The sequence below is a fragment of the Streptomyces sp. CB02923 genome (assembly GCF_001905005.1).
Lineage (GTDB): Bacteria > Actinomycetota > Actinomycetes > Streptomycetales > Streptomycetaceae > Streptomyces.
In genome coordinates this window covers 17,442-42,686 of record NZ_LWKZ01000002.1, presented here as the reverse complement: position 1 = coordinate 42,686, position 25,245 = coordinate 17,442, and the positions used below count along the sequence as shown (strand labels likewise).

Below are 25,245 nucleotides of genomic sequence, written 5' to 3'. Positions count from 1 at the left end.
AGGATACGGGCCACCACTGACAGCGCCACCGCCCTCCCCGTACCGTCCGTCTCCCCGGCAGCGTCCGTGACCGTGCGGGCAGGCTCCGACGTGCGCGAACGGTGCGCGGGCCGCGGCCCGTTGGTCCCCGAACGGGGGAAGGGGGCACGCGGTGGCGCGCGGCCCTCTCCCGTGGCATGCCGGCACCCTCGCCCTTCCTGTGGCGTTACGTCACAAAGGTCCGGTTCGACGAGGAGGTGGACGGACCGGAATGCGCCCGTCGCTGACACTCCTTCTTACATACTTATCGGTAACAACCCCTAGCGAGGGCCCCGTCGGCGCCTCTATGGTGCGGGACATGCCGCACCTGCCCGATGTCGTGCTGTGGTCCGTGCCCGCTTTCGTCCTGCTCACCGTGGTGGAGATGGTGAGCTACCGCCTCCATCCCGACGAGGACTCCGCCGGGTACGAGGCCAGGGACGCGGCGACGAGCGTCGGTATGGGACTGGGCAGCCTGGTCTTCGACGCGCTGTGGAAGATCCCGATCGTCGCCGTCTACTCGGCCGTCTACACGCTGACGCCACTGCGGGTGCCCGTCCTGTGGTGGACGCTGCCGCTGATGCTGCTCGCCCAGGACTTCTTCTACTACTGGTCGCACCGCGGGCACCACGTCATCCGCGTCCTGTGGGCGTGCCACGTCGTGCACCACTCCAGCGAGAAGTTCAACTTCACCACCGCGCTGCGCCAGCCCTGGACGACCTGGACCGTCTGGCCGTTCTACGTGCCGATGATCGCGCTCGGCGTGCACCCGGCCGCGGTCGCGTTCTGCTCGGGGGCCAACCTCGTCTACCAGTTCTGGGTGCACACCGAGCGCGTCGGCAAGCTGCCCAGGCCCTTCGAGTACGTCCTGAACACGCCCTCCCACCACCGGGTGCACCACGCCTCGCAGGGCGGCTACCTGGACCGCAACTTCGGCGGCATCCTCATCATTTGGGACCGGCTCTTCCGCTCGTTCGTCCCGGAGACGGAACGGCCCGTGTACGGACTCACCAAGAACATCCACACCTTCAACCCGCTCCGGGTCGCCACCCACGAGTACGCGGCCATCGCGCGTGACGTGCGGGCGGCGGACAGCTGGAGCGAGCGGGCCGGGCGGGTGTTCCGGGGGCCCGGGTGGCAGCCTGCGGGGTTCACGGAGAACAAGGCTCCGGAGAAGACCGAGGCGCGTAAAGCCACCGAAGCCGCCAAGACCACCGCCCCCGCGAAGGAGCCCGTCGCGTGACGACCGCCGCGCGCACCGCGCGGGTCCTGCTCGGCGCCTTCGCCGTGCTGACCGCCGTCCACCTCGGCGCGCTGCTCGCCGGCGCCACCCCCGTCGTCCACCTGACCAAACCCGCGCTGATGCCGGTGCTGGCCGCCTGCGTGCTGGCCGCCGGCGCGCCCCGGCTGCTCGCCGTCGGACTGCTCCTCGGCTGCGGCGGCGACACCCTCCTCCAGACCGGCGACGACGGGCTGTTCCTCGTCGGCATGGGCTCCTTCGCCGCCGGACACGTCTGCTACCTGGTGCTCTTCGCCCGGCGCGGCGCCTTCCCGGGCGGGCTCCGGCTCTCCGGGCCGCTCGCCGCCGGGTACGCGGCCGCCTGGCTCGGCACCGTCGCGCTGCTGTGGCCGGACCTGGCGGCGGACATGCGGCTGCCGGTCGCCGCGTACAGCCTGCTGCTCACCGCGATAGCGTTCGGCGCCCTGCGGCTCGGGCCGTGGGCAGCCCTCGGCGGGCTGTTCTTCCTGCTCTCCGACACGCTGCTCGCCACCGGTCTGGCCCACTGGCAGCAGCCGCCCGCCGCCCAGTTCTGGGTCATGCTGACCTATGCGGCGGCCCAGTACGGGGTGGCCGACGGCGTACGGCGTACGTACGCGGCAGGCGGGCGGTCCGGGGACGCCGGTACCACGCGGGCGTACGGTGAGGTGCGTAGTACGCCTGTCTGAGCGCGAGGAACGTCCGCACGCGGGCCACCACCCTCCACGCACCCCGTGGAATGAAGGAGCTGGTCAAGCCCTGACCAGGGAAAACAGTCGGGGGCTTGAGTCTCCCTCCGGGGGAGACCGGACAGTGGACGGCATGAACGAGGACGGCGGCGGCCTGCTGACGATCGGCGCGCTGGCCCGGCTCACCGGAGTACCGGTGAAGACGGTCCGGCGCTGGTCCGACGAGGGCCTGCTGCCGCCCGCCGCCCGCACCCCCGCGGGCTACCGGCTGTACGGCCCCGACGCCCCCGCCCGGCTGGAGACCGTGCGCACCCTGCGCGAACTCGGCATCGGCACCGCGGAGATCCGCGCCGTACTGCACAGCGAACGCACCGTCGCCGACTCGGCCCGGCACTGGGCCGACGCGCTCGACGCGCAGATCCGCACGCTGCGGCTGCGGCGCGCCGTGCTGCGGGCGGTGGCCGCGCGGGGGACCGCAGCCGAGGAGCTACCGGACGTGCACCGACTGGCCCGCCTGACCGCCGCCGAACGGCGCCGCGTCATCGAGGAGTTCATCGCGGACGCCCTCGACGGCGTGGACGCCCCCGCCTACCGCGCCGGCCTGCTGGCCGCCGCACCCGACCTGCCCGAGGACCCGGCGCCCGACCAGCTCGGCGCCTGGATCGACCTGGCCGAACACGTCCAGCGCCCCGCGGTGCGCGCCGCGCTGCGGCGGCTGGCCGAGTACAGCGCCCGCACCACCCCCGCCACACCGTCCGCGACGGCCGCCGAGGACGCGGCGCGCGTCGCCCATCTGATGCGCGAGCGCGGCGAGGCGGCCCTCGCGGCCGGGATCGCCGCCGACTCCGCGGCGGCGGAGCCCGTCGTGGCCGCACTGGTCGCCGCCTGGCTGCCGACCCAGGCGGACACGGCCGACCCGCCCGCGCGGGACGACGCCGGGGCGCGCCGCGGACTGCTGGAGCAGCTGGAGGCCGCCGCCGAGCCGCACATCGAGCGGTACTGGCAGCTGATGTGCGTCGCCACCGGCCGCCCGCAGCCGCCCCGTTGGGACGCGGCCGCCGCCTGGACCGCCGCCGCGCTGCGCGCCCACCCCGCGCCCGGCCCCGGCCTCGTCCTGCCGCCCGCGCCGGACACACGGCGGGCGCTGTACGTGTACGAGCGGGTGGCCGCGCACGTCACCGCGCTGGTCGACGCCGTACCGGAAGAGGCGCTGGACGGGCCCACACCGTGCGACGGCTGGACCGTACGGCAGCTGATCGACCACATGACGTGGGAAAACCTCATGATCACCTCGATCGCGCGGGACGCGCCGCGCACCGACCCGGACGCTGATCACCTGGGCAACGACCACGCCGCCGCCTTCCGGGAATCGGCGGACGGCCTGCTCGCGGCCTTCACCGGCAGCGGGATGCCGGAGCGTACGTACGGCCCGTACGAAGCCCCCGGCGCCCTGTTCGCGCAGCAGGCCGCGGTCGAACTCCTCGCGCACGGCTGGGACCTGGCCCGCGCCCTCGGCACCGGCACCGACCTGGCGCCGGAGGTCGCCGGCGAGGTGCTGGAAGCGGCCCGCTGCATCTACGGGGCGGCGCCGCGCACCGAGGGCGGGTCGTTCGCCCCGGAGCGGCCCGCGGCGGCGGGGGCGAGCGGCGCGGACCGGCTCGCGGCCTATCTGGGCAGGTGAAACGGCGCAGGGGCCGGGCGGCACGCCGCCCGGCCCCTGACCGGGACCGTCACCGGTCCCGCAGCGGCGTCAGTCCTTGACCGCGTCCAGCGCGTCCACGATGCCGTAGCCGTAGTGGCCGTTGACGTGCTGCGTACCGGTGCACGTCTTGTCGGCGGCCGGGCAGCCCGGGTTGTCAGCCTGCATCTTCAGGAGCCACTGGATCTCCTGCGGGCTGGACTTGGGGTGGGTGCTCTTCAGCAGCGCCACGACACCGGCCACGTGCGGGCTGGCCATCGAGGTGCCCTGGAGGTAGCCGTAGTCACCGCCGGGCATGGTCGACAGGATGCCGCCGTGCTTGGCGGGCAGGTCCGGGACCTGGCGGGAGTCGCCGCCCGGCGCCGCCACGTCGATCACGCCGTTGCCGTAGTTCGAGAAGTACGACTTCAGGCCCTTGACACCCGTCGAGGCCACCGTGACGGTGCCCGGCAGCTGGGTCGGGACGTCCCAGCACTTCTTCGGGTCGATCGTCCGCGAGACCGGCGTGGAGTCGTTCGGGCTGGAGGTGTCGGTCAGCTGCGCCGCCGCCAGGTCCATGTTGGAGTTGCCGGCCGCGGCGACGTTCACCACGCCCTTGCCCTCGGCGTACTTGGCGGCCCGGCCGACGGCGTCCACGATGGCGCCCTGGTCCAGGTCGTCCTTGCAGTTGAACATCCACGGGTCGACGTAGTAGCTGTTGTTCGTCACCTTGGCGCCGTGGTCGGCCGCGAAGACGAAGGCGCACACCACGCTCTCGGCGTAGAACAGGCTCGTCTTGGGCTCGCTGACCTTGATGGCGGAGAGCTTCACGCCCGGCGCCACACCGGCCACGCCCACGCCGTTGCGCGCGGCGGCGATGGTGCCCGCGACGTGCGTGCCGTGGTAGTCCTCGGCCGGGTCGTACGGGCGCCAGGCGCCGGGGGAGGTGTCCGGCACGCCGCCCACGCAGTTCGCGGACTGCTTGGCGGCGAAGTTGGCCTTCAGGTCCGGGTGGGTGTCGTCCACACCGGTGTCGATGACCGCGACGGTGACCTTCTTGCTGCCCTCGTCGATCTTCGCGGCCTGGTCCGCCTTGATGGCGGGGATGTCCCACTGGAGGGGCTCCAGCGGCTCCTTGTCGTCGCCCGCGGCGTTGGCCACGCGGGCCGCCTTGGCCGCCTTGTCGGCGGAGAGCCGCTCGACCTTCTGGGGCTTGCCGACGTCCGTGGTGGCGGACGACTTCAGCGGGGTCGTACGGGTGGCGCCGGCGGACTGTACGCCCGGCGCCTTGCGTATGGTGGCCGCGAAGAGCGGATTCGCCGAGTGGACGACGATCACGCCTATCTTCTCGTGGGCGACGATCACCTTGCCGCCGGCCGCCTTGATCGCCTTTGTGACCTTGCCGACCGAGGCGTGGCCCGGCGTGGCGTTCACGACGTACGAGAGCTGCGGGCCGTCAGCGGTGGCGGCGGCCGCCGGGGCCGCGTCCTGGGACGCGGCGGTGGCCGCGGCCGGCAGGAAGCCGAGGGATGCCGTCAGAGCCAGACCGAGCGGCACGGCAAGCGCCCGCACCCGTCTGGATCGGGGATGCGCCATGGGTACTCCACATCATCCGTGAGACCGCCCGCGCGCCGATTGCGCGCGGGCAGGTGCATACCGCCGTCCGGGGGAATGGCCCCCACGCGCGGCAAGTCCCCGTGAAGTTATCCGTGTCGACCACGGAACATCAATGGATCAGGGAGAAAACCTGTCACAAGCCGCGGATTGACATCCCGTCAGTCACGGGTGCGGACGCAGCCACAGGGGTACCGGACGGGCCGCCGGGTCGCACGCCGTGCGGGCCCCGGCACGGCCTCAGGGCTCGCGCCGCAGCGACGCCAGGCTCAGCGGCAGCAGCACCGGCCGGTGGCCGTACCAGCGCCCCGGCACCGTCCGTGCGGGCCGCCGCGGGGCCGGGGCCGCCGCTACCGGGGCGGCCAGCCGCACGGTTCCGTACGGGCGGCGGCCCGGCCCGGGGGGCTCGGCGTGCGGTGTGGACATCACACCGTGCCCAACGAACGGGCCCGGCCGCGGTGGCGGCCGGCACCCGTGCTTCCTGCGGAATTCAACCAACCGACCTCTGTCGCATCGAATGCCACCCCTCTACGATGCGTGATCCGTATCACTTACGCACTCTTTATCGCCGGGCTCCGTCATCCGTCCCTACGCCACCAGGAGATTCCGTGAGCACCGCACCGCCGCCCACCGACCCGGGGCCGCACCGGCCACCGGACTTCACCGAGGTCCAGGCGAGCCCGGAATTCGGCGAACTGCGCCGTTCGCACCGTTCGTTCGCCTTTCCGCTCACCGTCGCCTTCATCGTCTGGTACCTGCTGTACGTGCTGCTCTCCAGCTACGCGGGCGGCTTCATGGGCACCAAGGTCTTCGGCAACGTCAACGTCGCCTTCGTGCTCGGCATCGCGCAGTTCGTGACCACCTTCCTCATCGCCTGGTGGTACGCCCGCCACGCCGCCGCGAAGCTGGACCCCAAGGCCGAGGCGATCAAGACCCGTCTGGAGCGTGACGCATGAGCCCGGCCGAGCGGATCACCACCGGCGCGGGCCGGCTCGCGGACGGCACCGCCCAGCTCGCCGCGGGCGGCGCGGGCGAGCACCGGACGCTGATCATCACACTGTTCGCGGTCTTCGTCGCCGCGACGCTGGGCATCACCGTCTGGGCCGGCCGGCAGACCAAGGGCGCCGAGGACTTCTACGCGGGCGGCCGCCAGTTCAGCGGCTTCCAGAACGGCCTGGCGATCTCCGGCGACTACATGTCCGCCGCGTCCTTCCTCGGCATCGCCGGCGCCATCGCCCTCTTCGGCTACGACGGTTTCCTGTACTCCATCGGCTTCCTCGTCGCCTGGCTGGTGGCGCTGCTGCTGGTGGCCGAACCGCTGCGCAACTCGGGCCGGTTCACGATGGGCGACGTGCTCGCCTACCGGATGCGCCAGCGCCCGGTGCGGACCGCCGCGGGCGTCTCCACCATCATCGTCTCGATCTTCTACCTGCTCGCCCAGATGGCGGGCGCGGGCGCCCTGGTCACGCTGCTGCTCGGCATCACCAGCGAAGCCGGCAAGATCGTCGTGGTGGTCCTGGTCGGCATCGTGATGATCCTGTACGTGTCGATCGGCGGCATGAAGGGCACCACCTGGGTCCAGATGGTCAAGGCCGTCCTGCTGATCGCGGGCACCCTGCTCATCACGTTCCTGGTGATGCTCAAGTTCAACTTCAACATCTCCACGCTGCTGGGCAGGGCCGCCGAGGAGAGCGGCAAGGGCGCCGCCTTCCTGGAGCCGGGACTGAAGTACGGCGTGACCGCCACCTCGAAGATCGACTTCATCTCGCTGGGCATCGCGCTGGTCCTGGGCACCGCGGGCCTGCCGCACATCCTCATCCGCTTCTACACCGTGCCCACGGCCAAGGCCGCCCGCAAGTCCGTGAACTGGGCCATCGGCATCATCGGCGTCTTCTACCTGATGACCATCGCGCTGGGCTTCGGCGCCGCCGCACTGATCGAGCCCGCCACGATCATCGCGTCCAACAAGGCGGGCAACACGGCGGCGCCGCTGCTCGCCCAGGAGATCGGCGGCGGCGCCGACTCCACCGGCGGCGCGATCCTGCTCGCCGTGATCTCCGCGGTGGCCTTCGCGACCATCCTCGCCGTCGTCGCCGGGCTCACCCTCGCCTCGTCCTCGTCCTTCGCGCACGACCTGTACGTCAACGTCATCCGCAAGGGACAGGCGACCGAGAAGGAGGAGGTGCGCGCGGCACGCTGGGCGACCGTGGGCATCGGCGCCGTCGCCATCGTCCTCGGCGTCTTCGCGCGCGGCCTGAACGTCGCCGGCCTGGTGGCCCTCGCCTTCGCCGTCGCGGCCTCCGCCAACCTGCCGACCATCCTCTACAGCCTGTTCTGGAAACGGTTCACCACCCAGGGCGCGCTGTGGTCCATCTACGGCGGCCTGGCCTCCTCCGTCCTGCTCGTGCTCTTCTCGCCGGTCGTCTCCGGCAAGCCGACCTCGATGTTCCCCGGCGTGGACTTCCACTTCTTCCCGCTGGAGAACCCGGGCCTGATCTCCATCCCGCTGGGCTTCCTGCTGGGCTGGCTGGGCTCGCTGCTGTCCAAGGAGGAGCCGGACGTGAAGAAGTACGCCGAACTGGAGGTCCGCTCCCTGACCGGCACCGGAGCGCACTGACGCGCGGCGTCCCGGACCTCCGCACCACCGGCGGGCGGGGCGGCGTCGTAGCTCTCCACGACGCCGCCCCGCCCGCCTCGTGATTTCTCACCCGTGCTCGCTGTCAGACCCATCGCGTAGGCTCGAAGACGAACTGATCGGACTCGGGCTGGGGGCTTCAGTGCTCATCGACACATTCGGGCGTGTGGCCACCGACCTGCGCGTCTCGCTGACCGACCGGTGCAACCTGCGCTGCACGTACTGCATGCCGGAAGAGGGCCTGCAGTGGCTCGCCAAGCCCGACCTGCTCACCGACGACGAGATCGTCCGCCTCATCCGCATAGCCGTGACCGACCTGGGCATCGAAGAGGTCCGCTTCACGGGCGGGGAGCCGTTGCTGCGCCCCGGCCTCGTCGGCATCGTCGAGCGGGTGGCCGCCCTTGAGCGCCGCCCGCAGATGTCGCTGACCACCAACGGCATCGGCCTGGAGCGCACCGCCACCGCCCTGCGCGACGCCGGCCTGGACCGGGTCAACGTCTCCCTCGACACGCTGCGCCCCGACGTCTTCCGCGCCATGACCCGCCGCAAGCGCCACGAGGACGTGCTGCGCGGCCTGGAGGCGGCCCGCGCCGCCGGCCTCACCCCCGTCAAGGTCAACAGCGTCCTGATGCCGGGGCTCAACGACGACGAGGCCCCCGACCTGCTGGCCTGGGCCGTCGCCAACGACTACGAGCTGCGCTTCATCGAGCAGATGCCGCTCGACGCCCAGCACGGCTGGAAGCGCGAGGGCATGATCACCGCCGGTGACATCCTGGCCTCGCTGCGTACCCGCTTCACGCTGACCCCCGAAGACCAGGGCGAGCGCGGCTCGGCGCCCGCCGAGCGCTGGACGGTGGACGGAGGCCCGCACCGCGTCGGTGTCATCGCCTCCGTCACCCGCCCGTTCTGCCGCGCCTGCGACCGCACGCGCCTGACCGCCGACGGCCAGATCCGTACCTGCCTGTTCGCCACCGAGGAGACGGACCTGCGCGCGGCACTGCGCTCGGACGCCCCGGACGCGGAGATAGCCCGCATCTGGAAGCAGGCGATGTGGGGCAAGAAGGCCGGGTCGGGCCTGGATGACCCGTCATTCCTCCAGCCCGCGCGCCCGATGTCGGCGATCGGCGGCTAGGGCGCGCGCCGGGCGTCGCGATGCCGCGGGGATCGGTCAGGCTGCGCCCTGGACGCGGCGCACTCCTGACCGGTCAGGACCGGACGGGCGCGTCCTGCCAGAGGCCGGACCAATGGCGGGCCACCGGGCCGATGGCGGCCACTGGGCCGATGGCGGTCCACCGGCTCGATGGCGGTCCACCGGACCAATGGCGGGTCAGCCGTCGGCCGGGCGGTCGGTGGCGGCCTCGTCCCACTCCTCCAGCGTGACGACGTCCTTTAAGAATCCGCGCAAGTTAAGGAAGTTGGACAGGTGTTCGCGGTGCTCGTCGCACGCGAGCCAGGTCTTGCGGCGCTCCGGCGTGTGCAGCTTCGGGTTGTTCCAGGCCAGCACCCACACCGCGTCGGCGCGGCAGCCCTTGGCCGAGCAGACCGGTGCGCCGGGGACGGCGTCCGGCGCTCCGCCCGCCGGGCCCAGGAAGCCGGGCAGGCCGGGGAAGTGCGGTGATGCGGCGTCGCCGGAGGAGTCGGGATGCGGGGCGTCAGGGGAGTTCACGGCCTCAACCCTACGTCGCCACCAGGGCGGACATGGCGACGCCGGGCAGCCACGGGGGGAGCCGCCCGGCGTCGGTCCGTCGCTCCGACGGGGGATGCGGAGCGCGTACGCAGTATGTCACGCGGGAGTGGGCCCGGTGCACCGGAACCGCATGATTGATCTGAGCTTTTCTTGAGCTTTGCAGACCGCGGGCGGCTCAACTCCGCTCCTGCCGCGGTCCGTCCGCATCCGGCCCGGCCGCTTCCGGGACCGGTTCCGCCGGGCCGGCGGAACCCCCGGGACCCAGCATCGGCCGAGTGGGTGCCGGTATGAAGGTGGACGGCAGTGAACGTACGTTCTCCCGGCCCGCGTTGGCAATGACGACCGCGACGTACGGAAGGACGATGCCCAGCACCAGGGTGGCGATGGCCACGTGACGCTCGATGTTCCAGAGTACGGCCGTGAGGACGACGGCCACCGTCCGCAGCGACATCGAGATCACATAGCGCCGCTGCCGGCCCCGCACATCCTCGGTCAGCCCCTGCCGCGCTCCCGTGATCCGGAAGGGCTGGGCGCCGGTCTGCTTCCGCATCACGTTCCACCACCTGCTTGTCGCGCCGGATTCTCCCCGGTTCCGCACCGATCCCACGTTACGCCGCGTCTGCGCCGCCTTCGAGACCGGGGCGCGATACGCCGTGGCCGGGTCCGCACCGCCGTCCCGCGTACGGTCCGCTCCGGCGTGCGGCGTAGCCCGGCCGGGGCGAGACTGGCTGGGCACGATCACGTGCGCGCGCCGCTTTAGGAGGCGACATGACTTGGTTGTGGGCAATCATCGTGGGCCTTGTGCTGGGCCTGATCGCCAAGGCGATCATTCCGGGCAAGCAGCAGATCCCCCTGTGGCTGACCGTGGTCTTCGGCATGCTGGGCAGCGTCCTGGGCAACTGGCTGGCCACCGGCATCGGGGTGAACGACACCAAGGGCATCGACTGGACGCGGCACCTGCTGCAGCTGGTCGGCGCGGTCGTGGTCGTCGCCGTCGGCGACCGGCTCTGGACGGCCATTCGCGGCCACGGGAGAGAAACGACCTGACGGGGTCCCGGTACGGCGACGGCCGGTGCGCACATGACGCGCACCGGCCGTCGCCGTACCGGGGGACGGAACGTTCGCCCGCAGGCCCCCGTCCGTATCCCTAGCGGCCTTCGAGCTGTGCCAGCTTGCGGCCGGCCTTGAGGTAGGCCGCGCCGGAGAGGCCGGCCAGCTTCTCGGCCAGCACCTCGCCCAGCGGCCGGATCACCTCGGCCTCGGCGAGCACCAGCGTCTGCTGGCCCTCCTCGGCCTCCACGACCAGGCGCAGCGCGTTCTGCTTGGCCAGCCGCCGGGCCGCCGAGGCGCTCGGCGTGAACTCCAGGACCTTGGTCAGGACCGCGGCCACCGTCTCCGCGCCGTGCCCGGCGACATCCACCACCGGCAGCGTGCCGACGTCGGTGAAGGACTTCTTGGAGAACTGCGCCACGAACCCGGCGCGCGCCGCCATCGCCGCCTCCAGGCCGTACAGTGCCGTCACGACCTCGCCCGCCAGGACCTTCTTCAGGTCCATCGGGTGCAGGCTGCGGTCCGCGACCCGGGCCAGGACGACGGCGACCTCCTCGTCGGTCCACTCCGTCCACGCCTTCAGGTACGGCTCCATCAGCCGGTCCGGCACCGACATGATCTTGCCGAAGACGTCGTCGGCGGGCGCGCTCAGCCCGACGTAGTTGCCCTTGGACTTCGACATCTTGGCGCCGGTGCCGTCGGTGCCCTCGATCAGCGGCATCGTGACGACCAGCTGCGGCCGCTGCCCGCGCAGCTCCATCAGCTTGCGGCCCATCTGGAGGTTGAGCAGCTGGTCGGCGCCGCCCAGCTCCACGTCGCACTCCAGCGCCACCGAGTCCAGGCCCTGCGCGACCGGGTACAGCAGCTCGGTCATGGTCAGACCGGAGCCCGCGGCGAGGCGGTTCCTGAAGTCCTCGCGCTGGAGCAGCTGCGAGACCGGCACCTGCGCGAGCAGGCCCAGCAGCTCGGGGAAGGTGTACGGCGCCAGCCACTCGCTGTTCTGCCGGAAGGCGACCTTCTCGAAGTCGAAGAACGGCCGGACCTGCTCGCGGTAGCTGGCCAGGTTCGCGGCGATGTCCTCGTCGGTCAGCGGCGGGCGCTCGGCGGTACGGCCCGACGGGTCGCCGATCTTCGCGGTGAAGTCGCCGATGATCAGCGTCACGGCGTGTCCGAGCCGCTGGAACCGGCTCAGGATGATCAGCGGCACGGCGTGGCCGAGGTGGACGTCGGTGGCCGTCGGGTCGATACCCAGCTTGATGTGCAGGCCCTTGCCCTCGGCACGGCGCTGCTCGATCCGCTCGGCGAGCCGGTCCACGCCCGGCAGCACCTCGACGGTACGGGAGGCGATCAGCGCCGCCTGCTCCTTGGCGGGCAGGTCCGTCAGGTCGAGATAGCGCCGCTCGCCCGTCTCCTTGAGCAGCTCCGCGACGGTGGCGTCGGCGGAGAGGTCTGCGGAGAGCAGCGAGCTGGCGCGGGCGACGGATTCGCCGAGGCGTGTCATGGCGTTCCTGATCGGTCGGTGTTCCCGTACGGGAGGACGAAGGGAGAGTCTATTAGAGCCGCCGGCCTGCCCCGGGCGGGCGCCCCGGGGCAGGCCACCGGCTGTGTCCGCCCGGTCCCCGGCCCCGCTCAGCCCCAGCGCTTCACGAACTCGATCGCCGCCGAGTCGACCTCGGCGGGGTGCGAGGCGCTCAGGAAGTGCTGCCCGCCCTCGATGATCTCCAGGCGTGCCTCGGGGGAGCGGGTGAACATCCGGATCTCCTCCCGGGCGTTCGGTACGGAGTACACCTGGTCCGCGGTGCCGTGCAGCCACAGGACGGGGCAGCCGACGTCGTCGAGCCTGCCGTGGAGCCCGTCGCGGTCCCGCAGGTTCACCGTGCTCAGGCGCAGTCGGCGGCGTCCGGCGTCACCGGCGTAGTTCGCGCGGTAGGCGGTGAGCCAGAACTCGCGTTCCCCGGCCGGGATGCCGCCCATGGCGGTGCCGAACACGTTGTCCACGACCTCGTCCGGCACGACCCAGTCCTCGCCGACGGGGCCGGCGAGGTCGTCGATGAGCGGCGTGTTGAACCCGATCCCGTCCCAGCACCCCAGGTCACGGCTGCGCGGGCTCTCGAAGTCCATCGACGTGCCGAGCGTGATGAGGCCCTTCACGGTGTCCGGGGCGAGCAGCGCCATACGGACCGCCACCCAGCCGCCCTGCGAGGTTCCCAGCACGAAGGCCTCGTCGATCCCGAGGGCCGCGAGGGCCTGGAGATTCGCGACCGCGCTGTCCCAGTAGGTGAAGTGCCGGTACGAGGCCCTCGTGCGGCCGTGCCCGTAGGGCTCCAGGGCGAGCAGGTTGACCGCGGACCCGAGCGCCGGATCGGCGAACTGCGGCCGGTACAGCTCGGCCGACGTGGTGTACGAGTTGATCAGGACCAGCGTCGGGAGCGCGGGATCGTACGGCCTGCCGAAGGTGTACCCGACGGTCGACCCGCCGAGGTGGGGGACCTCGACGGTCTGCTCGATCTTGCTCATGGATCAATCCTCCATCCGTACGCGGGAAAACTCTGAGGACGGGCAGCGGAGCGGTGGACCGGAGCCCGGAGCGGCCGGACGGCCACCGGGTTCACTCCGCTCACTCCCGCCCCAACACGCCCCCGTCCCCGGCACATTCCCGTACGGCACCACCGCCCGTCACGGAGCGTCACAGATCATCGCTCCCGGCGCGGCCCCCTGAAAGACCCCCGAACCGCTCACACACCCGCACTGACCGAACTCATGTTGAAGTCCGGGATCCGCAGGGCCGGCATCGCCGTACGGGTGAAGTAGTCGCTCCACTCCCGGGGCAGCGTCCGCTCCGTACGGCCCGCCTCCACCGCCCGCGACAGCAGGTTCACCGGCGACTCGTTGAAACGGAAGTTGTTCACCTCGCCGGTCACCTCGCCGTTCTCGACCAGGTAGACCCCGTCCCGGGTCAGGCCGGTGAGCAGCAGCGTCGCCGGGTCCACTTCGCGGATGTACCACAGGCAGGTCAGCAGCAGCCCCCGCTCGGTGTCCGCCACCATCTCCTCCAGCGACCGGGTACCGCCGCCCTCCAGGATCAGGTTGTCGACGCCCGGCGCCACCGGCAGCCCGGTCAGTCCGGCACTGTGCCGGGTGGTGACCAGCCGCCGCAGCTCGCCGTCGCGCACCCAGTCGGTGGGCTCCAGAGGCAGCCCGTTGTCGAAGACGGAGGCGTCGTCGCCGGAGGCGTGGGCCAGGACGAACGGCGCGCACTCCAGACCGGGGGCGCCGGGGTCGCTGCGCAGCGTCAGCGGCAGCTCCGCGAGCTTCGAGCCGACGAGGGTGCTGCCGCCGGGCCGGGAGAAGACCGTACGGCCCTCCGCGGCGTCCCGGGCCGCCGCGGACCACTGCTGGTACACGAGCAGGTCGGCGACGGCGGTCGGCGGCAGCAGGGTCTCGTACCGCCCGGCCGGCAGCCCGGTGCGCCGCGCGGCCCAGCCGAGCCGGGTGGCCAGCTCCGCGTCCATGGCCAGCGGGTCCGCGTCGCGGAAGTCACGGGTCGACCGGCCCGCCCAGGCGGACCGGGTGCGGTCCGGGGACTTGGCGTTCAGCTCCAGCGTCCCGGTGGGCTGGTCGTGCCGCAGCCGCAGCCCGGTGGACGAGCCGAGGTAGGACGAGACGACCTCGTGGTACGCGAAGCCGTACAGCTCACGGCCGCCGTCCCGGGCCCGCCCGAAGGCCTCGCCCAGCGCCGGCGCGAAGGCGTCGAAGACCGCCGAGTCCGTCTCGGCGGCGGCATCCGTGAAGTGCGGCGACGGCGCGGTACCGGCGACCAGCGGCGTGGCGTCCTCGGCGGGACCGGCCTCCCGGGCGGCGGCCTCCGCCTCCCGCACCAGCGGCTCCAGGTCGGCCGCGGTCACCGCACTTCGCGAGACCACACCCGAAGCGGTGCCCCGGGCACCATCGACGGTGGCGACGACGGTCAGCGACCGCCCGCGGGTGACACCGTTGGTGGTCAGCGCGTTGCCCGCCCAGCGCAGGTTGGCGCTGGAGCGCTCGTCGGCGATGACCACGCAGCCGTCGGCCCGGGACAGCTCCAGGGCCCGCTCGACGATCTCGTGGGGCGCGTCCGTCCCCGGCGTACGGCTGCTCATCGGCCCGCCTCCCGTGCCGTGTTCAGAATGCTGACACCGGTGAACAGCGCCGACGGACACCCGTGCGACACCGCGGCGATCTGCCCCGGCTGCGCCTTCCCGCAGTTGAAAGCGCCTCCGAGGACGTACGTTTCCGGGCCCCCGACGGCCTCCATCGACCCCCAGAACTCCGTAGTACTTCCCTGATAGGCAACGTCCCGGAGCTGCCCGCAAAGCCGGCCGTCCCGGATGAGATATGCCCTCTGCTGTGTGAACTGGAAGTTGTACCGCTGCATATCGATCGACCACGACCGGTCCCCGACGACATAGATGCCGTGTTCCACCCCGGAGATCAGGTCCCGGGTGGACGGGCCGTCCGGGGCGGGGTGCAGGGAGACGTTGGCCATGCGCTGGACGGGGACGTGTGCGGGGGAGTCCGCGTAGGCGCAGCCGTTGGAGCGGGGGAAGCCGGTCAGTCGGGCGGTGCGCCGGTCGAGTTGGTAGCCGGTGAGGGTGCCGTTCTTGATCAGGTCCCAGGACTGGGCGGCGACGCCCTCGTCGTCGTAGCCGATGGTCGCCAGGCCGTGTTCGGCGGTCCGGTCGCCGGTCACGTTCATGATCTGGGAGCCGTATGCCAGTTCTCCGAGCTGGTCGAAGGTGGCGAAGGAGGTGCCCGCGTACGCCGCTTCGTAGCCCAGTGCCCGGTCCAGCTCGGTGGCGTGCCCGATCGACTCGTGGATGGTCAGCCACAGGTTGGAGGGGTCCACGACCAGGTCGTAGCGGCCGGGTTCGACGCCGGGGGCGCGCAGCTTCTCGGCGAGGTGGTCCGGCATCCGGGCCAGTTCGGCGTCCCAGTCGTAGTGGCCGCCGGTCAGGTATTCCCAGCCGCGGCCCACCGGCGGGGCGAGGGTGCGCATGGAGTCGAATTCGCCGCTCGCCGGGTCCACCGCGACCGCCGTCAGTTCGGGGTGCAGCCGTACCCGCTGCTGGGTGGTGCTGGTGCCGCCGGTGTCCGCGTAGAACTTGTTCTCCTGGACGGTCGTCAGCGAGGCGTCCGCGTGGGCCACGCCGGGCGCGGCCAGCAGCCGGGAGCTCCACTCGGCCAGCAGCCCGGTCTTGTCCGCGTCCGGTACGTCGAACGGGTTGATCTCGTACGAGGAGATCCATGTACGGTCCGGATACGCGGGCTCGTCCGCCAGTTCGACCCTTTCCGCCGAGCCCGCCGCTTCGATGACCTTGGCCGACAGCTTCGCCATCGCCACCGCCTGCCCGGCCACCCGGGCCGCGGCGTTCATCGTCAGGTCCACGCCGGACGCGAACCCCCAGGCCCCGTTGTGCACCACGCGCACCGCGTAGCCCAGGTCCGTGGTGTCGGACGTCTCCGACGGCCTGGCGTCCCGCAGCCGCCAGGACGCGCTGCGCACCCGCTCCAGGCGGAAGTCCGCATGGGTGGCGCCCAGCGCGCGGGCCCGCGCCAGCGCGGCGTCGGCCAGCGCGTGCAGCGGTAGCGCGAGGAAGGTCTCGTCGATCGAACGAGGTGTGGCAGGCAAGGCGTCCTCCCGTGGTCGGCGCCATGAATCATGCCCTGCCCGGGGCGCGCGGCCCACCCCGTGGGGCAACCGTACGGCGAAGCCTTCTGTAGGGACCCGACAGCGACCGGCGTGCGCGCCTGTCCGAGCTCGATTCTCCGTACGGGGCCGGTGACCGATAGTTTCGTAGCGAACGCAGGTCGGACAGGACACGGAAAGGGTGATCTCTTGAGCCGCTCGGTTCTGGTCACCGGAGGCAACCGCGGCATTGGCCTCGCCATCGCCCGCGCCTTCGCCGAGGCAGGCGACAAGGTCGCCATCACCTACCGCTCGGGAGAGCCGCCCGAGGGATTTTTGGCCGTGAAGTGCGACATCACGGACACCGAGCAGGTCGAGCAGGCCTACAAGGAGATCGAGGAGAAGCAGGGCACGGTCGAGGTGCTGGTGGCCAACGCCGGCGTCACCCGCGACCAGCTGCTCATGCGGATGTCCGAGGAGGACTTCGCCTCGGTCCTCGACACCAACCTCACCGGCACCTTCCGGGTGGTCAAGCGCGCCAACCGCGGGATGCTGCGGGCACGCAAGGGCCGCGTCGTGCTGATCTCGTCCGTCGTGGGCCTGCTGGGCTCCGCGGGCCAGGCGAACTATGCCGCCTCCAAGGCCGGCCTGGTGGGCTTCGCCCGTTCCCTCGCGCGTGAGCTGGGCAGCCGTAACATCACCGTCAACGTCGTCGCGCCCGGTTTCGTCGACACCGACATGACCCGCGCGCTCACCGACGAGCAGCGGGAGGGCATCGTGAAGCAGGTGCCGCTGGCGCGTTACGCCCAGCCCGAGGAGATCGCCGCCTCGGTCCGCTTCCTGGCCTCCGACGAGGCCGCGTACATCACCGGAGCCGTCATTCCCGTCGACGGCGGATTGGGCATGGGTCACTGATCAGCATGAGTGGAATCCTCGCAGGCAAACGCATTCTCGTCACGGGCGTGCTGACCGAGTCCTCGATCGCCTTCCAGACCGCCAAGGTCGCCCAGAACGAGGGCGCCGAGGTCATCCTGACCGGCTTCGGCCGGCTCTCGCTCGTGGAGCGGATCGCCAAGCGGCTGCCCAAGGAAGCCCCCGTCATCGAGCTGGACGTCACCAACCAGGAGCACCTGGACGGGCTGGCGGACAAGGTCCGCGAGCACCAGGGTGACGACGCCCGCATCGACGGCATCGTGCACTCCATCGCCTTCGGCCCGCAGGGCGCCTTCAACTTCCTGGAGGCGAGCTGGGAGGACGTCTCCACCGCGGTGCACGTCTCGGCGTACTCGCTGAAGTCGCTGACCATGGCCTGCCTGCCCCTGATGGGCGCCGGCTCCTCGGTCGTCGGCCTGACCTTCGACGCCCAGTTCGCCTGGCCGAAGTACGACTGGATGGGCGTCGCCAAGGGGGCCCTGGAGTCCACCAGCCGCTACCTGGCCCGCGACCTGGGCCCGAAGGGCATCCGCAGCAACCTGGTCTCGGCCGGTCCGATCAAGTCGATGGCCGCCAAGTCGATCCCGGGCTTCGAGGAGCTGGCGGACGTGTGGAACCACCGCGCCCCGATCGGCTGGAACCTGGCCGACCCGGAGCCGGCCGGCCGCGGCGTCGTCGCCCTGCTGTCGGACTTCTTCCCGAACACCACCGGCGAGATCGTGCACGTCGACGGTGGCGTGCACATGATGGGTGCCTGACACCCGTAAGCGCTCGGAACGCCGCAACGCTGCCCGCCCCGGTCCGCCGGGGCGGGCAGCGCGCGTTCGTATGGGATGCGTCGTACGGGACGCGTCGTACGGGATGCGTCGTACGGGATGCGTCGTACGGGTACGGGTGTCAGCCGCCGGTCCGGGTGCCGGGGCGGCAGCCGAAGGGGTGGATGCTCGCCTCGGCGGCGGCCCGTTCGGCGTCGCCGTCGTGGATCGCCGCCACCAGCCGCCCGTGGTCGAGGTGCGCTTCGGGCCGCAGGACGTCGCCCACGTCGGCGCGCAGGAACTCCCGCAGCACGCCCCCGAGGTCGGCGTACAGCTCGGCCAGCACCTCGTTGTGGGAGGCCGCGACGACCGCCATGTGCAGCGAGGCGTCGGCCTCCACGAACGCCGCCGCCGCGCCGGAACCCCAGGCCCGCTCGCGCCGCTCCAGCGCGGCGTCGATCTGCCGCAGATCCTGATCGGTACGGCGCCGGGCGGCCAGCCGGGCCGCCGTCGCCTCCAGCGCGCTGCGCAGTTCCGCCACGTGTCCGGGGTCGGCGTCCGCGAAGCGGCGGTTCATCACCCCGGCCAGCTCGCTGGTCGCCGCCACGTACGTACCCGAGCCCTGGCGGATGTCCAGCAGGCCGTTGTGCGCCAGGGCCCGTACGGCCTCCCGGACGGTGTTGCGGGCCACCCCGAGCTGTTCGACCAGTGCGGGCTCGGTCGGGATGCGGGAGCCCACCGGCCATTCACCGGAGGTGATCTGTGCCCGCAGCTGCGTGATCACCTGGTCCGCCAGCGCGGAGCGCCGGGGTGAGGTCAGTGGCATGTCGGCGCTCCAGGGAGGGCGGGGGCCGAAGGCCCGTCGGTAGGCACCGCGAGAGGATAGCGAGCCTGCCGGGCACGGGAGCCGGACGGTGGACCTGGACAAGCATTCATCCCATGATTCTATGATGAGGCCCATGCCAGACGACTCCCTCGCGACACTCGGCTCCGGCGCCGGGACCCCCGGCACGCCGCCGGAACCGCACGCGACCGCATCGGCTACACCGGCCGCACCGAACCCGTTGGCCACACTGGCCACATCGGCCGTACCGGACCCGCTGGCCACACCGGCCGCATCGACCGACGCACCGACCGCCGCACCGGAACCGGCCCGCGCCCCGGCCACCGGCCGGGCGGTGCCCTTCCTCATGGTCGCCGGGCTGGCCCTGGCCGCCCTCAACCTCCGCCCGGCCATCACCAGCCTCGGCCCGCTCATGGAAGAGGTACGGTCCGGCCTGGGCATGAGCGCGACCGTCGCCGGGCTGCTTACTTCCGTACCGGCCCTGTGCTTCGCGGTCTTCGGCATCGCGGCCCCGCGGCTGGCCCGGCGCTTCGGCCCCGGCGCGGTCGTCTGCGCCGGGATGGCCGCCATCGCCGTCGGCGTCGTCGTACGGCCCTACACCGGCAGCACCGCCGGATTCCTCGCCGCCACCGCCCTCGCCCTCGCGGGCATCGCGGTCAGCAACGTCCTGCTGCCGGTGGTCATCAAGACCTGGTTCCCGGACCGCGTCGGCCCGCTGACCGGCCTGTACTCGATGGCGCTCGCCCTCGGCAGCGCGCTCGCCGCGGCACTGACCGTCCCCGTCACGGCCGTGCTCAGCGGCAGCTGGCAGTCCGGTCTCGCGGTGTGGGCGGCGCTCGCCGTCGTCGCCGTCCTGCCCTGGCTGACGGTCGTCCGCGGTCGCAAGGCGGCGGACGGGACGACCGCCCGGCCGCCCGCCGCACCGGTCACCGGGCTGCGGGTCAGCACCTCGCCGACCGCCTGGGCCCTGGCCGTCTTCTTCGGCCTCCAGGCCACCGCCGCGTACATCACCATGGGCTGGATGGCGCAGATCTTCCGCGACGCCGGGGTGCCGGCGGGCACCGCGGGCGTCCTGCTCGCCGTGACCATGGCGATCGGCATACCGCTGTCCTTCGCCCTGCCCCGGGTGGCCGCCCGGATGCGCAACCAGGGCCCGCTGGCCGTCGGGCTCGGCCTGTGCGGGCTGGCCGGTTACGCCGGCCTGTGGCTGGCCCCGGCCTCCGGAGCCTGGGTCTGGACGCTGCTGATGGGCCTCTCCAACTGCTCCTTCCCGCTGGCCCTGACGATGATCGGGATGCGTTCGCGCAGCGCCGAGGGCGTCGTACGGCTGTCCGCCTTCGTACAGAGCGTCGGCTATCTGATCTCCATCCCCGGGCCGCTCCTGGTGGCCGCGCTCTACCAGCACAGCGGCGGCTGGGGGCTGCCCATCGCGCTGATGGCCGGGCTGATGGTGCCCCAGATGGCGGTCGGGATGCTGGCGGGCCGGGACCGCCGGATGGAGGACGAGGCCCGGGTGCGACACTGAAGCCATGCCAGTGCTCGAACCGAATCCGCCGGGCGGACAGAAGAAGCTGCTCCTCGTGCTGGGCGCGATGCTCGCCGTGACCGTCGTGATCGCCGTCATCGCGAGTCTCGCCTCCCCCTGACGTACCGCGGCCGCCGTCGCCGTCCGGCGTCCGGCCGCGGCGGGGTGGGGGCAGCCCCACCATCCCCTAGGGGGCCAGGGTCAGGGGCAAGTGGGTGGCATGCCGGATGGGAACGGCCGCCACGGGACCGTAGGTTCGCAGCACACCGTGCCGCTGCGGTGGGCGCGGCCGCACCACGCGGCCGTGCCGTCCCCGCCAACGCCCCCGGAGGCCACCGATGTCCGCCGTCTCCAGCAGGCCCTCCGCCTCCCGCCGCCCGGGCGCGCGCACGGGCCTGCCGTGGTGGGCCCTGACCCTCGCCGTCGTCTCCTTCGTCGCGCTGCTCGTCGTCATGACGGCACCGCCCCAGGCGCACGCGGCGAGCGCGTCCCAGAGCCTGGCGCCCGTGCTGGCCTTCCTCGCCCGCCTCGTCGGCATCGGGGGCTGAGCCCGTGCCGGAGCCCGCCGTGCCGGAGCCCGCCGCACCGGCGTGGGCCGGTCCGGCCGGGGTCCGGAGACCGGCTCCGGGGCCGGTGGCGGCGCGGCGTCCGCGGCACGTTCACCCTGCGGAGGGAGCGCCCCAACACCTCGCGCCCCGCGCTGCGTTTCGTGCGAAGCTGGACACATGAGCGCCGAAACACCTCGCCGGATTGTCCTTCTCCGCCATGCCAAGGCCGACTGGTCGCAGGAGAGCGACCACGAGCGCCCCCTCGCGGAGCGAGGCCGCAAGGAAGCCCCGGTCGCCGGTCACTGGCTGGCCGGAGCCGGGATCTCTCCCGATCTGACCCTGTGCTCGACCGCCGCCCGAACGCGCGAAACCTGGAAGCTCGTCGTGGGCGAGCTGCCGCAGCGGCCCCGGACCGTCTACGAGGAGCGGCTGTACGAGGCCTCCCTCGGCGAACTGATCGCGCTGCTGAACGAGACCTCCGACGAGGTGGACGACCTGATGCTGGTCGGCCACAACCCCGGGATGCACGCGCTCGCCGACGCGCTCGCGGGCGAGGCGGAGGGCGACCTGCTGCCCCGGATGAACCGCAGCGGCTTCCCGACCGCCGCCATCGCCGTCCTGTCCTTCACCGGCTCCTGGAAGACGGTCGAGCACGGCGTCGGCCGCCTGAGCGCCTTCTGGGCGCCGCACGCATGATCCGGTGACCCGGCAACGCCGCCGTACGGAAGAGGGCTCCGACGCCGTGTGCGCCGGAGCCCTCGTGCGTATGCGGGTCCTCGTGAGTACGCAGGTCCTCGTGCGTACGCAGGTCCTGGTGTGTACGCAGGTCCTCGTGCGGACGTGAGCCCTCAGTCGTCGTGGGTGTCCGCCGCCTCGACCTCTTCGCGGGTGATGCCCAGCAGATACAGCACGGTGTCCAGGAACGGCACGTTCACCGCCGTGTGCGCGGCCTGGCGCACCAGCGGCTTGGCGTTGAAGGCGACGCCCAGGCCCGCCGCGTTCAGCATGTCCAGGTCGTTGGCGCCGTCGCCGATCGCGACGGTCTGCGCGAGCGGCACGCCGGCCTCGTGCGCGAAACGGCGCAGCAGCCGGGCCTTGCCCGCCCGGTCCACGATCTCGCCGGTCACCCTGCCGGTGAGCTTGCCGTCCACGATCTCCAGCGTGTTGGCGGACGCGAAGTCCAGCCCCAGCTCCTCCTGGAGCGCGTCGGTGACCTGCGTGAAGCCGCCCGAGACGACACCGACTTGGTACCCGAGGTGCTTGAGGGTACGGACGAGCGTCCGCGCGCCGGGAGTCAGACGTACCTCCTTGCGCACCAGCTCCACCACCCCGGCGTCCAGCCCCTCCAGGAGCGCGACGCGGGCGTGCAGCGACTCCTCGAAGTCCAGCTCGCCGCGCATCGCCGCCGCGGTGACCTCGGCGACCTGCGCCTCGCAGCCCGCGTGCGCCGCGAACAGCTCGATGACCTCGTCCTGGATGAGGGTGGAGTCGACGTCCATGACGACCAGCCGCTGCGCCCGGCGCTGCAGCCCGGAGGCGACCACCGCGACGTCCACGCCGAGCGCGGCCGCCTCGGTGGCCAGCGCGGTGCGCAGCGGCTCGGTCGCCGTGCCGGATACCGCGAACTCCACGGCGGTGACGGGGTATTTGGCGAGCCGGAAGATACGGTCGATGTTGCCGCCGGTCCCGGTGATCGCGGCCGCGATGGCGGCGGTGCACTCCGCGGTGAGCGGGTGGCCGAGCACGGTGACGTGCGAGCGGCCGGTGCCACGCGGCCGGTTGTCGCCGATGCCGGAAATGATTTCGGCCTGGAGGTTCAGCGACTCGGCCCAGCTGTGCACGGTGGCGCGCAGGTCGCCCTCGGTGACACCGGACGAGCCGCCGGCCGGAACGGGGGAGGTGACCAGCACGCACAGCACGATGCGGCCCCGGGTCACCACCTGCTCGATGTCGACGACATCGACGGAGTAGGCGGCGAGGGTGTCGAAGAGCCCGGCGGTGATGCCGGGCCGGTCCTTGCCGAAGATCTTGACGAGAAGGGTCGGTACGTCGTCGCCCGGTACGGCGGTGGCAGGCGGGATCTGCGATGCGCTCATGGTGCTCTTACGGTAACCGGCCCGCGCCGGCCCCCGTACAGGTGTCCGTGGTACGGACGCTCCGCAGCTCAGCGCCCTTCTTCCGGCCGCACGGGCGGCGGTGGCCCGTCGGGCGGGTCATCGCGCCGCTGCCGCGGCCTGCCGCGCGGTTTCGGCGGCACCGGGGGACGCGGGGGAGGGGGCGGCCCGTAACCGCCGCCCACCGTGGGGTGCGTCTCGGGCGCCGGGGGAGCCTCCGGCGGCCTGCTCCCGGGGCGGCGCGCCGTCGGCGCCGCGTGCCCGGCGGGCGGCGGGCCCCAGTCCTGGGTGCGCGGGGGCTGCGCGGGCGGCGGCGGCCAGGTCTGCGTCTGCGGAGGCTGCCCCGGCGGTGGCGGCGGCCAGCTCTGCCTGCGCGGAGCCTGCGCGGGCGGCGGACCGCCCGGGGGAGGGGAAGGGGACCTGGACGGCTCCTCGCCCGGCGGCGGACGCAGGTACGGGTTCGTGTCGGCGTGCGACGGCCGGTACCCGGGTGAGGGGCGGTACGGGCCGGGCCCGTAGGCGGCGTCGGGATAGTCCCGGGAATCGGAACGGCCGTACTCCCGCATCCGGGCGGCCGAAGCATCGCCGTACCCCTGTACGCCCTCCTCCCGTACGCCCCCCGGCGGCGGTTCCGCACGGTCCGGCAGCCGTACCGCCCGCCGCCCGGCAGCCCCGGTGGCACACGCCAGCAGCCCGCCCACCAGGCCCGCCACCGCACCCCACACCGCCCCCAGCGCGAACGCCGCCGCCACGCTCCCGCGCAGCTCCAGGCCGGCCCCGAAGGCGTCGAACCCGAAGACGGACAGGCTCGCGTTCGCCGAGACGCCGGTCAGATGCACCAGCAGCGGCAGGGTCAGTGCCGTCAGCGCGCCCAGCCCCGCCGCGCAGCGCAGCACGAACGGCAGCGTCCGGGCACCGTCGCGCGGCGTACGGACCGCCGTGAGCACGCCCGCGAGCAGCATCATCAGCGCGGCGGCGACCGGCAGCAGCCACACACGCCCGTCCAGCTCGGCGAGCCGCCCGATGGTCAGCTGCGCCTCGTTCCGCCCGTCGAGCAGCCGGTCCACCGGATCGGGGAGGAACCGGGTGAGCACGCCGGACGCACTGCCGTGCCAGGGGACGAAGAGTCCCAGCGGAATCCCGAGCCACACGCCGTTCGGCGCGGCGAGCAGCGCCGCACCCAGCACGCGCCGGGGGTGGTCGTCGCCGACAGCCGCGTACCCGGCGGCCGCCAGCCCCGCGGCCACCGCCACCAGCGCCACCGTGACCAGCGCCGACGCCGCGGGCCGTACGGAGCGGTGCGCCGCCTCCAGCGCGCGGGGCAGCGGCGCCCGCCGGGACGCCAGCACCGTGATGGCCAGCACGCCCAGCACCCACACCGCGCCGCCGGCGAGGGAGGCGCCGGTGTTCACCGCGAACCCGACGGACGCCTCGGCGCCGATGAGGTCGGCGATCCGCTCCGGCAGCCCGCCGCTGTCGCCGCCGCCCCCGCCCCCGTCCCCGATCCCGAGGCCGCCCAGGCCGTCCCGCAGCCGGTCCAGCAGGCCGCCGTCACCGCTCCCGCCTCCCGTGCCCCCGTCCCCGACGAGCCCGCCCAGCCCGGCCAGCGTCTTGCCGTCGATCGTCACGGAGTCGTGCCCGGCCCAGGCCAGGAAGGCCAGCAGCGCGACGAACAGCGCCGCCGACGCCGCGGCCCTGGCGGCCAGTTCGCCTCCGCCGATGGTCGCGCCGGCCCGGCGCAGCGAGCGGGCGAACACCCACCCCAGCACCAGGGCACCCACCAGGCTCACGCCCAACGGGGCGATGTCGACGGCGGACCGGGCCGCCTGCCCGTCCAGCCCGAAGGCGCTCACCTCGCCCGACGGTGTCACCGAGCCGCCCACGGCCAGCACCACCGCCGCGGCCGTCAACGGCCCGAGCGACGCCGCCGAGTCGGCGCCCAGCAGGTGCAGGCCCAGCGCGGCCACCCCGGCCATCGCCAGGAATGCCCAGCTGACCGCGGCGACGGCGGACAGCACCACGTCGCCCCAGCGGATTCCCGCGGTCCTCGCGGCGGTCATCGACAGCCCCCCGATCCGAGACGGGTCGCCCCGAACGCGCGAGATGCCATGATCCGTATGCATCCGTGGGCACTTACCACTCTCCGTGGGCCTTTCGCCGCCGTCAACGCACGCGGCTCAGGACCTTGCGCGGCGGGTTTTTTGGCTCCGGGCACCGCGCCTGAAATAGTTC

The 25,245-nt window shown here is 72.6% G+C and carries 25 protein-coding genes; 14 read left to right on the top strand and 11 right to left on the bottom strand.

Features of this window, described 5'->3' with window-relative positions; all coding sequences use genetic code 11:
• The first annotated feature begins 337 nt into the window (after window positions 1–337).
• From A6A06_RS06490 to A6A06_RS06480, 3 genes are all read left to right on the top strand, one after another.
• The gene (locus tag A6A06_RS06490; protein ID WP_073760243.1) at window positions 338–1,261 is read left to right on the top strand and encodes a sterol desaturase family protein; all 924 of its coding nucleotides are present in this window, start codon (window positions 338–340) and stop codon (window positions 1,259–1,261) included.
• Window positions 1,258–1,965, top strand: a complete 708-nt coding sequence (locus A6A06_RS06485; protein ID WP_073759962.1) for a lysoplasmalogenase — start codon at window positions 1,258–1,260, stop codon at window positions 1,963–1,965. Before A6A06_RS06490 ends, A6A06_RS06485 begins: the two co-directional genes overlap by 4 nt.
• Before the next feature lie 133 nt (window positions 1,966–2,098).
• Window positions 2,099–3,646, top strand: a complete 1,548-nt coding sequence (locus A6A06_RS06480; protein WP_073760241.1) for a TIGR03086 family metal-binding protein — start codon at window positions 2,099–2,101, stop codon at window positions 3,644–3,646.
• A 69-nt stretch (window positions 3,647–3,715) separates the two neighbouring features.
• On the opposite strand, the gene A6A06_RS06475 is transcribed toward A6A06_RS06480, so the two are convergent.
• Together A6A06_RS06475 and A6A06_RS06470 are read right to left on the bottom strand one after the other, a co-directional pair.
• The gene (locus tag A6A06_RS06475; RefSeq protein ID WP_073759960.1) at window positions 3,716–5,239 is read right to left on the bottom strand and encodes a S8 family peptidase; all 1,524 of its coding nucleotides are present in this window, start codon (window positions 5,237–5,239) and stop codon (window positions 3,716–3,718) included.
• A 258-nt stretch (window positions 5,240–5,497) separates the two neighbouring features.
• The gene (locus tag A6A06_RS06470) at window positions 5,498–5,683 is read right to left on the bottom strand and encodes a hypothetical protein (RefSeq protein WP_073759958.1); all 186 of its coding nucleotides are present in this window, start codon (window positions 5,681–5,683) and stop codon (window positions 5,498–5,500) included.
• A gap of 182 nt (window positions 5,684–5,865) precedes the next feature.
• Here A6A06_RS06470 and A6A06_RS06465 point away from each other — a divergent pair, with 182 nt between their 5' ends.
• From A6A06_RS06465 to moaA, 3 genes are all read left to right on the top strand, one after another.
• On the top strand, window positions 5,866–6,213 hold the full coding sequence (locus tag A6A06_RS06465; protein ID WP_073759956.1) for a DUF485 domain-containing protein: 348 nt from the start codon (window positions 5,866–5,868) through the stop codon (window positions 6,211–6,213).
• Window positions 6,210–7,874, top strand: coding sequence for a solute symporter family protein (locus A6A06_RS06460; protein ID WP_073759954.1), 1,665 nt, complete (start codon window positions 6,210–6,212; stop codon window positions 7,872–7,874). Before A6A06_RS06465 ends, A6A06_RS06460 begins: the two co-directional genes overlap by 4 nt.
• Before the next feature lie 160 nt (window positions 7,875–8,034).
• Window positions 8,035–9,024: a GTP 3',8-cyclase MoaA gene (moaA, locus tag A6A06_RS06455; protein WP_073759952.1), complete on the top strand. Its 990-nt coding sequence runs from the start codon at window positions 8,035–8,037 to the stop codon at window positions 9,022–9,024.
• A 195-nt stretch (window positions 9,025–9,219) separates the two neighbouring features.
• On the opposite strand, the gene A6A06_RS06450 is transcribed toward moaA, so the two are convergent.
• Complete coding sequence (locus A6A06_RS06450; protein WP_073760239.1) at window positions 9,220–9,480, bottom strand: hypothetical protein; 261 nt, start codon at window positions 9,478–9,480, stop codon at window positions 9,220–9,222.
• A gap of 274 nt (window positions 9,481–9,754) precedes the next feature.
• Window positions 9,755–10,129 carry a DUF3099 domain-containing protein gene (locus A6A06_RS06445; RefSeq protein WP_073759950.1) on the bottom strand — a complete coding sequence of 125 codons (375 nt, stop codon included), beginning with the start codon at window positions 10,127–10,129 and terminating at the stop codon, window positions 9,755–9,757.
• Between the two features lie 218 nt (window positions 10,130–10,347).
• Between A6A06_RS06445 and A6A06_RS06440 the strand changes: the two genes are divergently transcribed.
• A complete protein-coding gene (locus A6A06_RS06440) occupies window positions 10,348–10,626 on the top strand; it encodes a GlsB/YeaQ/YmgE family stress response membrane protein (protein WP_073759948.1) in 279 nt (92 codons plus the stop codon).
• Window positions 10,627–10,726: 100 nt separating this feature from the next.
• Here A6A06_RS06440 and tyrS read toward each other — a convergent pair whose 3' ends face one another.
• The 4 genes from tyrS to A6A06_RS06420 form a co-directional block, all read right to left on the bottom strand.
• Window positions 10,727–12,130, bottom strand: coding sequence for a tyrosine--tRNA ligase (tyrS, locus tag A6A06_RS06435; RefSeq protein ID WP_073759946.1), 1,404 nt, complete (start codon window positions 12,128–12,130; stop codon window positions 10,727–10,729).
• A 128-nt stretch (window positions 12,131–12,258) separates the two neighbouring features.
• Window positions 12,259–13,146 (bottom strand): alpha/beta fold hydrolase, encoded by an 888-nt coding sequence (locus A6A06_RS06430; RefSeq protein ID WP_073759944.1) that lies wholly within the window; start codon window positions 13,144–13,146, stop codon window positions 12,259–12,261.
• A gap of 218 nt (window positions 13,147–13,364) precedes the next feature.
• Window positions 13,365–14,768 (bottom strand): metallopeptidase TldD-related protein, encoded by a 1,404-nt coding sequence (locus A6A06_RS06425; RefSeq protein ID WP_073759942.1) that lies wholly within the window; start codon window positions 14,766–14,768, stop codon window positions 13,365–13,367.
• Entirely contained in the window at window positions 14,765–16,297 is a 1,533-nt protein-coding gene (locus A6A06_RS06420) for a TldD/PmbA family protein (RefSeq protein WP_073759940.1), read from the bottom strand. Before A6A06_RS06420 ends, A6A06_RS06425 begins: the two co-directional genes overlap by 4 nt.
• 207 nt (window positions 16,298–16,504) lie before the next feature.
• Between A6A06_RS06420 and fabG the strand changes: the two genes are divergently transcribed.
• Both fabG and fabI read left to right on the top strand, forming a co-directional pair.
• Complete coding sequence (gene fabG, locus A6A06_RS06415) at window positions 16,505–17,209, top strand: 3-oxoacyl-[acyl-carrier-protein] reductase (protein ID WP_073759938.1); 705 nt, start codon at window positions 16,505–16,507, stop codon at window positions 17,207–17,209.
• Between the two features lie 5 nt (window positions 17,210–17,214).
• Complete coding sequence (fabI, locus tag A6A06_RS06410) at window positions 17,215–17,985, top strand: enoyl-ACP reductase FabI (RefSeq protein ID WP_073759936.1); 771 nt, start codon at window positions 17,215–17,217, stop codon at window positions 17,983–17,985.
• Between the two features lie 139 nt (window positions 17,986–18,124).
• Here the strand turns inward: fabI and A6A06_RS06405 are convergent, their stop codons facing one another.
• A complete protein-coding gene (locus A6A06_RS06405; protein WP_073759934.1) occupies window positions 18,125–18,808 on the bottom strand; it encodes a FadR/GntR family transcriptional regulator in 684 nt (227 codons plus the stop codon).
• A gap of 133 nt (window positions 18,809–18,941) precedes the next feature.
• Between A6A06_RS06405 and A6A06_RS06400 the strand changes: the two genes are divergently transcribed.
• The 5 genes from A6A06_RS06400 (at window position 18,942) to A6A06_RS41465 (ending at window position 21,743) form a co-directional block, all read left to right on the top strand.
• The gene (locus A6A06_RS06400; RefSeq protein WP_079193843.1) at window positions 18,942–20,351 is read left to right on the top strand and encodes a CynX/NimT family MFS transporter; all 1,410 of its coding nucleotides are present in this window, start codon (window positions 18,942–18,944) and stop codon (window positions 20,349–20,351) included.
• A gap of 4 nt (window positions 20,352–20,355) precedes the next feature.
• Complete coding sequence (locus A6A06_RS43465; RefSeq protein ID WP_274535868.1) at window positions 20,356–20,472, top strand: SGM_5486 family transporter-associated protein; 117 nt, start codon at window positions 20,356–20,358, stop codon at window positions 20,470–20,472.
• A 217-nt stretch (window positions 20,473–20,689) separates the two neighbouring features.
• Window positions 20,690–20,899, top strand: coding sequence for a hypothetical protein (locus A6A06_RS06395; RefSeq protein WP_073759932.1), 210 nt, complete (start codon window positions 20,690–20,692; stop codon window positions 20,897–20,899).
• A gap of 177 nt (window positions 20,900–21,076) precedes the next feature.
• On the top strand, window positions 21,077–21,595 hold the full coding sequence (locus tag A6A06_RS06390) for a SixA phosphatase family protein (RefSeq protein WP_073759930.1): 519 nt from the start codon (window positions 21,077–21,079) through the stop codon (window positions 21,593–21,595).
• 4 nt (window positions 21,596–21,599) lie between these two features.
• Window positions 21,600–21,743, top strand: a complete 144-nt coding sequence (locus tag A6A06_RS41465) for a hypothetical protein (protein WP_199930731.1) — start codon at window positions 21,600–21,602, stop codon at window positions 21,741–21,743.
• Window positions 21,744–21,747: 4 nt separating this feature from the next.
• Here the strand turns inward: A6A06_RS41465 and serB are convergent, their stop codons facing one another.
• Together serB and A6A06_RS40680 are read right to left on the bottom strand one after the other, a co-directional pair.
• Entirely contained in the window at window positions 21,748–22,995 is a 1,248-nt protein-coding gene (serB, locus tag A6A06_RS06385; protein ID WP_073759928.1) for a phosphoserine phosphatase SerB, read from the bottom strand.
• A 68-nt stretch (window positions 22,996–23,063) separates the two neighbouring features.
• On the bottom strand, window positions 23,064–25,073 hold the full coding sequence (locus A6A06_RS40680; protein ID WP_079193842.1) for a streptophobe family protein: 2,010 nt from the start codon (window positions 25,071–25,073) through the stop codon (window positions 23,064–23,066).
• Between the last annotated feature and the right edge of the window lie 172 nt (window positions 25,074–25,245).